General features: G+C 66.6%; 11 protein-coding genes. 2 read left to right on the top strand and 9 right to left on the bottom strand.

Annotated elements, in window-relative coordinates; translation table 11 throughout:
* From OZ10_RS19155 to lexA, 6 genes are all read right to left on the bottom strand, one after another.
* Nucleotides 1-315, bottom strand: a 315-nt coding sequence (locus tag OZ10_RS19155) for an OPT/YSL family transporter (protein WP_039566613.1), incomplete at its 3' end; no start/stop codon positions are given.
* A 435-nt stretch (nt 316-750) separates the two neighbouring features.
* Nucleotides 751-1,569 carry an HDOD domain-containing protein gene (locus tag OZ10_RS19150; protein ID WP_039566614.1) on the bottom strand — a complete coding sequence of 273 codons (819 nt, stop codon included), beginning with the start codon at nt 1,567-1,569 and terminating at the stop codon, nt 751-753.
* Nucleotides 1,570-1,922: 353 nt separating this feature from the next.
* Nucleotides 1,923-5,174 carry an error-prone DNA polymerase gene (locus OZ10_RS19145; RefSeq protein WP_039566612.1) on the bottom strand — a complete coding sequence of 1,084 codons (3,252 nt, stop codon included), beginning with the start codon at nt 5,172-5,174 and terminating at the stop codon, nt 1,923-1,925.
* Nucleotides 5,175-5,345: 171 nt separating this feature from the next.
* Entirely contained in the window at nt 5,346-6,764 is a 1,419-nt protein-coding gene (locus tag OZ10_RS19140) for a Y-family DNA polymerase (RefSeq protein ID WP_039413322.1), read from the bottom strand.
* Nucleotides 6,765-6,773: 9 nt separating this feature from the next.
* Nucleotides 6,774-7,427, bottom strand: coding sequence for a translesion DNA synthesis-associated protein ImuA (imuA, locus tag OZ10_RS19135; protein WP_039566609.1), 654 nt, complete (start codon nt 7,425-7,427; stop codon nt 6,774-6,776).
* 1 nt (nt 7,428) lies between these two features.
* Nucleotides 7,429-8,034, bottom strand: coding sequence for a transcriptional repressor LexA (lexA, locus tag OZ10_RS19130; RefSeq protein WP_039413328.1), 606 nt, complete (start codon nt 8,032-8,034; stop codon nt 7,429-7,431).
* Between the two features lie 151 nt (nt 8,035-8,185).
* On the opposite strand from lexA, the gene OZ10_RS19125 reads away from it, so the two are divergent.
* Both OZ10_RS19125 and OZ10_RS19120 read left to right on the top strand, forming a co-directional pair.
* Nucleotides 8,186-8,407: an AbrB/MazE/SpoVT family DNA-binding domain-containing protein gene (locus OZ10_RS19125; protein WP_039413331.1), complete on the top strand. Its 222-nt coding sequence runs from the start codon at nt 8,186-8,188 to the stop codon at nt 8,405-8,407.
* Nucleotides 8,408-8,414: 7 nt separating this feature from the next.
* On the top strand, nt 8,415-8,840 hold the full coding sequence (locus OZ10_RS19120) for a type II toxin-antitoxin system death-on-curing family toxin (protein WP_039566608.1): 426 nt from the start codon (nt 8,415-8,417) through the stop codon (nt 8,838-8,840).
* 199 nt (nt 8,841-9,039) lie between these two features.
* On the opposite strand, the gene OZ10_RS19115 is transcribed toward OZ10_RS19120, so the two are convergent.
* From OZ10_RS19115 to OZ10_RS19105, 3 genes are all read right to left on the bottom strand, one after another.
* Nucleotides 9,040-9,555, bottom strand: a complete 516-nt coding sequence (locus OZ10_RS19115) for a DUF6496 domain-containing protein (protein ID WP_039566607.1) — start codon at nt 9,553-9,555, stop codon at nt 9,040-9,042.
* A 186-nt stretch (nt 9,556-9,741) separates the two neighbouring features.
* Nucleotides 9,742-10,083 (bottom strand): cupin domain-containing protein, encoded by a 342-nt coding sequence (locus tag OZ10_RS19110; RefSeq protein WP_039413341.1) that lies wholly within the window; start codon nt 10,081-10,083, stop codon nt 9,742-9,744.
* 63 nt (nt 10,084-10,146) lie between these two features.
* The coding region (locus OZ10_RS19105; protein ID WP_039566604.1) for a hypothetical protein at nt 10,147-10,603 on the bottom strand (457 nt) is incomplete at its 5' end.

The raw sequence follows: 10,603 nt of genomic DNA, 5'->3' as shown, positions 1-10,603 counted from the left end.
GCCCAGCACCCACCAGTACTTGAAGTCCGGCCAGTAGCCCATGATCACCAGCGCCGGGATGGTGAAGATCACCCCCGCCGCGATCGACGAACCGGCCGAGGCGCCGGTCTGGACGATGTTGTTTTCCAGGATGGTGCCGCCGCCGAGCAGGCGCAGCACGCCCATCGACACCACCGCTGCCGGGATGGCGGTGGCAATGGTCAGGCCGGCGAACAGGCCGAGATAGGCGTTGGCGGCCGAAAGCACCACCGCCAGCACGATGGCCAGCACGACGGCGCGGAAAGTGAGCTGGCGCGGCTGCGCGTCATGGCGCATTGGGCGTTCCCCTGTAGGCAAAAAATCCGCACCACGCTAGCGCCTGCGCGGGGTTCCGTCCAGCTGCGGCGCGGCGTGACAGTGTGCGTGCTGTGGCGGGTGGCTTGGGTGGAAGCCAACAAGTGCACCCGGCTGCATGGGTGACGATCTTTCGAATGGCCGCGACACCCGGCGCAGTGACCCTTTCGCGGACACAGATACGTTTCGAAACATGTTCAAGCGCTTGATGGAAGCGCGCACCGCCCGGCACCTGCTGCTGCGGCGCGTTGCGAGGCGAGCGTTACGACGCCCGTCTGCCTCTCGCAGCGTGCGCCTGACACGATGGCCGGCTCAGGACCACGAGCCTTGATACCCGCGCCACCCATGCAAGACGTAAAGGCCTGCGTATTTGCGCCGCTGCGCCTGGAATGACGCCGCGGCGCGTGCGATTACGTGTCAGTGCAGCAACTCGGCAAACGCGCGATCGGCCTCGATGACCTCCGGCAGCGCGGCGAACAACGCGTCCAGATCCACGCCGTCCATCAGCGGGCCACGTACCGCCTGCAGTGCCGCCGCAGGGTCGCCGCCATGGGCATGCAGGGCGTCGGAGACCTGCACGGCCTGGGCGACCAGCAAGGGCATGCGCGCGCCGTCGGGTGCGGCCGCGGGGCGGACCTGGTAGGCGATGGCTTCCTGGATCACGGCTGGCAACTGCCAGCGACGCACCAGCTCGGCGCCCACTTCCGGGTAGCCGAAACCCAGCTGCAGCGTCTCTTCGGCGGCATGGCCGGCCGACGAGGTGTCGTGGTTGATGCGGCTGGCGTAATCCGGGGCGCCGGACTGGATCAGCAGCTCGCCGATGTTGTGCATCATGCCGCAGGTAAAGGCGGTTTCCGGGTCCAGGCCGTGCTGGCGCGCCAGCAGGCGGGCGATGCCGGCCACTTCGAAACTGTGTCGCCAGAATGCCTTGAGGTCGAAGCCCGGGCCGGCGCGGAAGGCGCCAGTCATCGCCGAGGCCAGCACCAGGGTGCGCAGCGTATTGAAGCCCAGGCGCATCGCGGCGTCTTCCACGCTGGTGGAATCGCGCAGGCCGTGAAAGCGCGCCGAATTGGCCAGCCGCAGCACCTTGGCGGCGATCACCGGATCGCGCTCGATGCTGCGCGCCAACGTATCGATATCGGTCTGCGGATCGTCGAATTGACGGATCAGGTCCTGCGCCACCTTGGGTACCGTGGGCAAGGTATGCAACTGCTCGAACAGCGCCTCCAACTTCATGATCGCCTCGTGGGTGAAGGGATAAGCCAGCGCGGCCGCGCCAGCCTGCATGGTGTAGCACAGACCGGTTGGCTGTCGGTGACCGACGCAGGGCAGTATTCATGCGCGTCTGGGTTTCGTGGTGCACAACGCCTGCGTGGACGGGCCTCAGGCGGGTCTTCGCCGATAGCGACGTCGACCACTCTCCCCCTGCCCGGCGTCGCTCGGCGCCTGTGATACCGGCGATGCGCGGGTGATTGGCACCACAGGTGGTCACCCACCCTGCATTGCAGTACACGAATGAAGGCATCCGGGCAGGCATATCGACGCGATGGAGTGTTGCGCTGCCGATACCTGCTGCACGCGGGCAGCGCTCAATGGAAATCGCGCGAGGGCAGCTGCATTTCGCCGAGCAGGTTGCTGAGGTCGTACAGGTCGCCGGCGATGAGGTGCTCCACGCCGTCCACGCGTTCCCAGCGGCCGCGCACGGCGAGCAGGCGCGATTCCAGCAGCGCGCGGCGGCGGCGCAGCGCCAGGTGCGACCAGACGATGACGTTGATCATGCCGTGCTCGTCTTCCAGGGTGACGAAGATGGCGCCCTTGGCGGTAGCCGGGCGCTGACGCTGGGTGACCAGGCCGGCCACATGCACGCCGCTGCCGTGGCGGCGTCCCTGCAATTCGCGCAGGCCCAGGATGCGCCGCTGGCGCATCTGCGGGCGCAGCAGCGCCATCGGGTGCTGGCGCAGGCTCAGGCCGACCGCGCGGTAGTCGGCCAGGATTTCTTCGCCCGCGCGCGGCGCTTCGAACTCCACCGGGCGTTCTTCCGGGCTGCCCGGCAGCAACGGTCGCCGCGCTTCCACGCCGGCCATGGCCCAACGCGCGGCGTTGCGGTTGCCCACCAGGCCCTGCAGGGCGCCGGCTTCGGCCAAGGCCAGGCGCGCTTTTTCGTCGAGTGCCGCGCGCAGGCACAGGTCGCCGATGTCGGCGAAAACCCGTTGCGTGCGTGCAGCGACGATGCGATTTGCCACCACTTCCGATAACCCGGCAACTTGCCGCATGCCCAGCCGGATCGCCGGTTGTTCGCCCGGGTCGGCGTCGCTGCGCCACGGCCGGCCACCGACCAGGGTGTTGTCCCAGTCGCTGTGCAACACGTCCACCGGCAGCACCTCCACGCGTTCGCGCTCCGGGCTGCCACGGCGCGCGTCCTGCACGATCTGGCTGGCCGAATAAAAGCCCATCGGCTGCGAATTGAGCAGTCCGCAGGCAAAGGCCGCCGGTTCGTGGCGTTTGAGCCAGCAGCTGGCATAGACGAGTTTGGCGAACGAGGCGGCGTGGCTTTGCGGAAACCCGTAGGAGCCGAAGCCCTTGATCTGTTCGAAGATCTGGTCGATGAAGGTGGAGGCGTAGCCTTTGCCCTGCATGCGCTCGCGCACGCGCGTGCGATGTTGTTCCATGTCGCCGCCGCGCCGCCAGGCCGCCATGGAGCGGCGCAGATTGTCCGCTTCGCTTTCGGTGTACTCGGCGGCATGCATCAGCAGTTCCATCACCTGCTCCTGGAACAACGGCACGCCCAGTGTGGGTTTGAGGATGTCTTCCACTTCCGCCGATGGATAGTTCACTTCCTCGCGACCCTGTCGCCTGCGCAGATACGGGTGCACCATGTCGCCCTGGATCGGCCCGGGACGCACGATCGCCACTTCGATCACCAGGTCGTAGAACACCGCAGGTTTGAGCCGCGGCAGCATCGCCATCTGCGCGCGCGACTCGATCTGGAACACGCCTACCGTATCGGCGCGCTGGATCATCTTGTAGGTTGGGAGATCGTCACCCGGAAGCGTGGCAATGCTGTAGTCGCGCCCGCGGTGACCGCGCACCAACTCCAGGGTCTTGCGGATGCAGGTCAGCATGCCCAGCGCCAGGCAATCGACCTTGAGCAGTTTCATGGTTTCCAGATCGTCCTTGTCCCACTGGATGATGGTGCGCCCAGCCATGGCGGCGTTTTCCACCGGCACCAGCAGCGATAGCGGTTCGTCGGAGATGACGAAACCGCCGACATGCTGGGAGAGATGCCGTGGGTGATCGCGCAGCTGCTCGGTCACTGCAAGGATCTTGTTGATCAACGGATTGGCCAGATCGAACCCGGCTTCTTCGATGCGCTGTTCCATCGGCGTTTCACCATTGCCCCAGCCGTAGCAATTGGCCAGCAGCGCGATCTGGTCCGGCGGCAGGCCAAAAGCCTTGGCCACGTCGCGTACCGCACTCTTGCCGCGATAGCAGATCACCGTTGCCGCCAGCGCCGCACGTTCGCGGCCATACTTGCTGTAGACGTACTGCAGCACTTCCTCACGGCGTTCGTGTTCGAAATCCACGTCGATGTCTGGCGGTTCATCGCGTTTTTCGGAGAGAAATCGCGCCATCAACAACCGCGTCTCGTCCGGGTTGACTGCGGTGATGTCCAGCGCATAACACACCGCCGAATTGGCCGACGAGCCACGGCCTTGGCAGAGAATGTTCTGCTCGCGCGCGAAGCGCACCACATCGTGCACGGTGAGGAAGAACGCTTCGTACTTCTTGAACGCGATCAGCGCCAGCTCTTTTTCGATGTCCTCGCGCACCTTCGCCGAGATGCCGCCCGGCCAGCGCTTGCGAATGCCGGCTTCGGTGAGCTGACGTAGATAACTGGTTGGCGTATGTCCTTCCGGCACCAGTTCTTTAGGGTAGGTGTAGTTGATCGTGGAAATATCGAAAGTGCAGCGTTGCGCCACCTCCACCGTGGCCTGCAATAGTGCATCCGGGTAGATATTGCCCAACGCACGCCGCGTACGCAGATGGCGCTCGCCATTGCGAAACAGATGCGCGCCGCACTCGGCCAGCGGCAGGGTGTGGCGGATGGCGGTCAGGGTGTCCTGCACGATGCGCTCGCGGCGTTGCGCCATATGCACATCGCCGCTGGCCAAGGCGGTCATGCCCAGTTGCTGCGCCAGCGATTGCAGCGCCTGCAGGCGTGCGGCATCGTCCTGTTCGCGATGCAGTTCCACCGTCAGAAACGCGCGCTCGCCAAACACCTGTTGCAACCAGGCGCCCTGCTCTGCCTGCGGCTGCGCGCCAGGCAACCACAGTGCAAACACACCTGGTACACCGTCGCGAAACTGCGCTTCCACGTCGGCACGTCCCAACCGATACGCGCCCTTGCTTGCCGCACGCCGCGCGCTGGTGATCAGCGCGCACAACTGCGGATAGCCCTGCGCGTTTTCCACCAGCAGCACGAAGCGGGTGCCATCGACCAGGGTGAATTCGCTGCCGACGATCAACCGCACGCCGGTGGCACGCGACGCTTCCAGGCCACGCACGATGCCAGCCAGCGAGCACTCGTCGGTGATGGCCAAGGCGCTGTAGCCGCAGTGCTGTGCGCGCACGAACAGCTGTTCGGCACTGGAGGCGCCACGCAGGAACGAGAAATCCGACAGGCAATGCAGCTCGGCATACGCGGGCAAGCCATCGGCGACCTGCGCATGGGTGATGTCGTCGTTGGCCGCACGCAGCCGCGCGGCCACATTCCAGGCGCGCGGCATGCGCCCGCCGGGGGTGTCGCGGTCCACGCCATCGACGGCGTCATCCCAGCTCATGCACGGAGGCCTTCAACTGCGTGTTGCGCCCTGCAGATTTCCAGTGCGCGTCAGATCGCGTCGCCGCAGGCCCTGCCGCGTTTTGTCTGGAGCCGTGGCACTGGCCGCGTGCCCCCAGCCGCAATGAGCAGCCAGGCAACACGTGCTCCGATACCGCGCGGGCGTGCGCGCTCATGCGAACCACCCATGCAGCATCCAGCCATCCACCCGGCCCGGTGCGGCGAATGCCCAACCGCGCCGGCCGCGCGTGGTTTCCACCACGTAGTAATCGCGACGCGCGTCGTCGTCGTCCCACCAGCCGCTTTCCAGCCGCTCCGGCCCGGACACGATGCGCAACTGCGGGTCGTGCAGCGGTACCGGCTGCGGCAACAGCCAGGTGGGGCGTGGCGGACGTGGCGGCGCGGCGGTTTCGCGCAGCGCATCGCCGATGGCGCGACGCCAGGCGCGTTCCGGGCGCGGGTCGTCGGCCGGCAGCACGCGGTACACCGCCTCGTCGCCCAACCGCGCACGCAAGCGTTCGCGCAGCTGCGGCCAGTCCACCGATTGCTGCGCACGTTGATCAAACAGGTCGCGCATGGCCGGCACGAACGGCGGCAGTTGCCGCGCCAGCAGCCGCATCGCCACCACCGGGCGGGGAATCTCCACCCGCTCCAGCCGGTTGCGCGCCAGCTCGAACAGCAGCGTGGGCGTGCGCTCCGGCGTGAGCAGACCGATCTCGACGTCGGTGGCGCCCTCTTCGTGTTCCAGGCGCAGCAAAAACCGCTGTACGCCACCATCGCGAATGGACAGATACGTGCACAGGTCGCCGATCAGCCGGCGCAACGGAAACAGCAGCGCCGGATGCGTTTCCACCTCGTAGCCCAGCTCCACGCGGTGGTCGAAATGGTCTGGCGGTGCGTAGCACTCCAGCGGGTCGTCGACGGTGCCGTAGAGGCGATCCAGGTGATCGAGCAGGCCCGCACCGAAGCGCCGACGCAGCCCGTCGCGCGGCAGTGCGCGCAGCGCCGCAAGCGTGCGCACGCCCATGTGCTGCAGGCGCTCGCCGGTATCCTCGGGCAATGCTGCGCGGCGCACCGGCACCTTGTCGAGCGTGCTGTGCAGGGCCGGCAATTGCGTCACCACCATGCCATCGCGCAGGCCGGCCAGTACGCGCGCGGCGCGCGGCGTGGGTGCCAGCGCCAGCCGGTGCTGGAAGCCCAGCGCCTGCAGCTCGTCGCGCAGGCGCCGCTCGAAGCGTGGCCAGGGGCCGAACAAGCGAAAGCTGGCGCCGGCTTCCAGCACGATGGCGCGCGACCACTGCTGGCTCACCAGCGAGCTGTGCCGGTAGGCCCAGGCGGCCAGAAAGCGCTGCGTGCGCGCCTCGTTGTGCGCCTCGTAATCGATCGTGCGCACCTGCGCCATCAAGGCATGCGCCGCCGACAAGCGCATGCCCGGTTTGAGCCCCGCCTGCGCGGCGGCGAGATTGACCGAGTGCAGGCTGCGCAGCTGCGCCGGCCCCTGCACCAGCACCAGCGGCGCGTGTGGCGCTTCAAGCCGCCGGAGAACGGCGTCCAGTGCCAGCTGCGGCAATAAGATGCAGGCCCACAACATGCGCGCGGCTCAATGCGCCAGCCGCAACGGCTGCGACGGGACCTGCCCGCCGCGACACTTGCGCACCTGCCAGGCATCGCGCTCGGGCAGAAATTCCAGCCGCAGGGCTGCCGGCGATGCATTGACCGCATGGCGGCGGTCGCGCAACGCAAACGCGCAGCAGTTGCCGCTGTCGGCTGCCACCTGCAGCCGCCGCAATGCGCGCGCATCGCCGGTCTGCGGCCAGCCCAGCACCGCCGCGCAGGCGCCACTGCGCAGGCATTGTTCGAACGCCCACAAGGCGTCGCGCGGCTCGGCCTGCACCACCTCCAGATGTTCCAGCACCACCCCGCCCGCCTGCCAGGCCGGCGCATACGGAATGAACGGCGGGGCTACCAGCACCACCCGGCTGCTGGCAGCGGTCATGCGTGCCAGGGTGGGCAACAACAAGGCGATTTCGCCCATGCCGTGGGCAGGCAACAGCAACTCGGTCAGCGCACGCCGCGGCCAGCCGCCGTCGGGCAGCAGCGCATCCAGTGCGGCATGCCCGGTGGCTTCGCCGCCATTGGCGGTGGCCGTGCCATGGCCGGCCCGCCACACCGTGCGCGCGGCCAGCAAGGCATCCAGCGGCAACGCCAGCGCCGCATTGCCGTGTTGTCTGGTGCGCGCGGGCTCCTGGCTCATGTCAGCCCTGCCGGATCAGGCCGCAGTACAGTCCCTCGATCGCGAAGTCGGCATCGGCCGCCACCACGATCGGCGCATGCGCGCGGTTACGCGGCAGCAGGCGGATGCGCTCGGGCCCACGCTCCAGGCGCTTGATGGTGATTTCGCCGTCCACCCGCGCCACCACGATCTGTCCATCGCGCGCCTCGTTGCTGCGATGCACGCCCACCAGGTCGCCATCCAGGATGCCGTCGTCGATCATCGAATCGCCCTGCACTTTCAGCAGGTAATCCGGGCGCAGCGAAAACAGCGCGCGGTCCAGCCAGAGCTGACGCTCCAGCCCGATGTCTGCGCCGATCGGCACACCCGCCGCCACCCGCCCCAGCACCGGCAAGGCCAGCACCGCATCGCGCCTGGCCCCGCCGGGCATGCGAATGCCGCGTTTCTGGTTGGGCAGCAGCTCGATCAACCCCGCCTCGGCCAGGGCCTGCACATGCTTTTGCGCCGCGTTGCGCGAGGCAAACCCGAAGGCCTGCGCAATCTCGGCCAGGCTGGGCGACACACCGGCCTGGGCCTGCTCGTGCAGAAAGGCCAGCACCGCGGCGCGTTGAGGAGACAGTGGGGGCATGGGCGTGCAACAGCCGGACGGGGCAAGGTGTACATTTGTACACCCATCGGTCGCAGCAGACGAGATTGGCTTACTGAGCCGATTCAGCCGGGCCGGCTTGCGAGCGCGTCGCTGGAGAGTTATAACTTACGTATTAACGCAAGGTGCTGCCATGAAACTCAAGATCACTGCCATCGGCAATTCCTCCGGCATTATCCTGCCCAAGGAACTGCTCGCCCGCCTGCGCCTGGGCAAGGGCGACGAACTCTATGCGCTGGAAACGCCAGACGGCATCAAGCTGACCGCATTCGACCCCACCTTGGCTGCGCAGATGGATGTGGCCGAGCAGGTGATGCGTGAACGCCGCACTTTGCTCAACAAACTGGCCCAGTAACGCGCGCATGCTCATCTGGATCGAGCGGCCACTTGTCTTGGCCATTCACGATCGCCAGCTGGCCGAACATGGCGGCGGGAGCGGTGTGCGTGACGATGCGCTACTCGATTCGGCGCTTGCCAGACCGAAACAACTGGCTGCCTATGGCGACCCGCCACCGGACCTGGCGGCGCTTGCAGCGAGCCTGGCGTATGGCCTGGCCCACAACCATCCATTTGTCGATGGCAACAAGCGCACCGCAGCAGTGGCCTGCGAAACCTTCATTGTGCTCAACGGCGCCACCTTGGTGGCGGGCGATCTGGAACTCTACGGGTTTTATATCGGCTTGGCGGACGGCTCGCTCGATGAAGCCGCTTGTGCCGCTTGGCTGCGTCCACGTTTGCAATCCCGGCACCAGCAGCGTGTGCATGAATCAGCACCGACCTACGGCTGAGTGACCGCCGGAGCGGCACTGTTCGTGCGTGCCGCGTGGCAGCACTTCTTGCTGAGCGTGGCAGGCATAAATATAAAGTGACCGCGCAACCAATCACCTGGAGAGTCGATTCTCGGTGGGCATGCGCCCGTTGCACGCCAATCTCCCTCACGCCGTCCCACTCCGGCTAACGGCTGCACGCTACGCTCGTACTCACCATCTAAGCGTCTTTGGCTTCGGCACGCTTACGCGTTGCAGCTGCCTTCTTCGCGGCCGCCTTGCGCACTGCCGGGCCCTTGGTGCTTGCGGCTTTCTTTGCCGCTGCCGAACGATCACTGGCTGTGCGCTTTTTTGCGGCGCCCTTGGTCTGCGTGGACAAGGCCTGCTTGCTTACCGTCTTCTCGGCGGTGGTGTTTTTGCTGGCGGTCTTCAAGGCTTTCTTGGCACCGGCCGAGCGCGTGGGCGACACCGGCTTTTTGGAAGTTGCAGCGGCGCTGTCCTGTGCGGCTTTCTTTTTGGTGGCTTTGGACGCGGAACCGGACGGTGCAACATCCACGCCATCGCGGCGCGCCTTGGACAGCCCGATTGCAATGGCCTGCTTGGTGCTTTTGACCCCATGCGCGCCTTCGCGCACCTGTTCGATTTCTTCTTTGACGTATTCGCCGGCCTGGGTACTGGGCGATTTTCCTTCGCGCTTGTCCTTGTCGGCAGCGCGGCGCGTCTTGGTCTGTGGCATGGCACTTCCCGGGCTGTGGATGGCAGCCCGATGTAACAAGCGCGGCGTCAATATGCAGTGGGCGCAATGCTCACCTGACGTTGAAGCGTGCCTGGCACTACCCCAGGACTGTGCATGCGCCTGGCTTGCGCAAGCCTGAGCGCATCGGCGTATCCAGCGGATGCATGCGTCACCGCGCTCAACTCACTACGCTTCGCCAGCCGGTAGCGGCTCACCTTGCGCATCGTAGGCAGGTGGGTGATAGAAATTGACCGTCTTCAATGGCGTGTGCCCGGTGTTGCGGATCTCGTGCGTTTCACCGCGCTCGATGGCGATCAGGCAACCGGCCTGCAGCGCATGCGCCTGCCCCTCGACCACTGCCACGCCGGTGCCGTCCACCACGTACAGCCATTGATCGGCGCCGCGGTGGCGGTTGTCGGGCCCGCCTTCGCCCTCGCCCGGCGCGATCACCATTTCGACGGCCTGCACTTGCCGCACCGAAAACAGCACCTTGAACGCATCGGTCAACGTCAGCTGTGCACTGCGCATGTGGCATCTCCTCGGGATTGCCGCGATGCTGGGCCACCACGCGTCAACGCGCTGGCAACGCGCTCATGGGTGACGGCAGTACCACGCCCAGACCTGGTCGGGCAGGTGCGCCTGCAGCGGCAGATCCAGCGCACGATACCCATCGAGCACATCGCGTAGCGCGCGTTGCGCCGGCGTGGTGCCGAGCAGGCCATCCAGTTCGTCCGGGCTCAACTGCACGGCCGACCAGTCGTACAGGCGATCGATCCGCTGCGTCATCGCCGCCTGCAGCCAATCGCGCAGCACAAAGACGCGATACCCCTGCGTCTGCAGGTCAGCCACCGCCAGTTCCAGCGCCTGGCTCACGCCACGAAACCACTCGGTATGCCCGCCTGCCGTCGCACGGATGGCCAAGGGCGCCGGCGCGTTGTGCGCAAGCAACGGGCGGCGCAGTTGCAGTTCCAGGTCGCGCGCATCGCGCTCACGTTCGGCTTCCACCAACAGCCCGCGCTCCAGATCGAAAAAATCGAACCAGCGCGGG

This window comes from Xanthomonas cannabis pv. cannabis, from assembly GCF_000802365.1.
Classification (GTDB): Bacteria; Pseudomonadota; Gammaproteobacteria; order Xanthomonadales; family Xanthomonadaceae; genus Xanthomonas; species Xanthomonas cannabis.
This window is presented reverse-complemented; position numbering and strand designations above follow the sequence as displayed.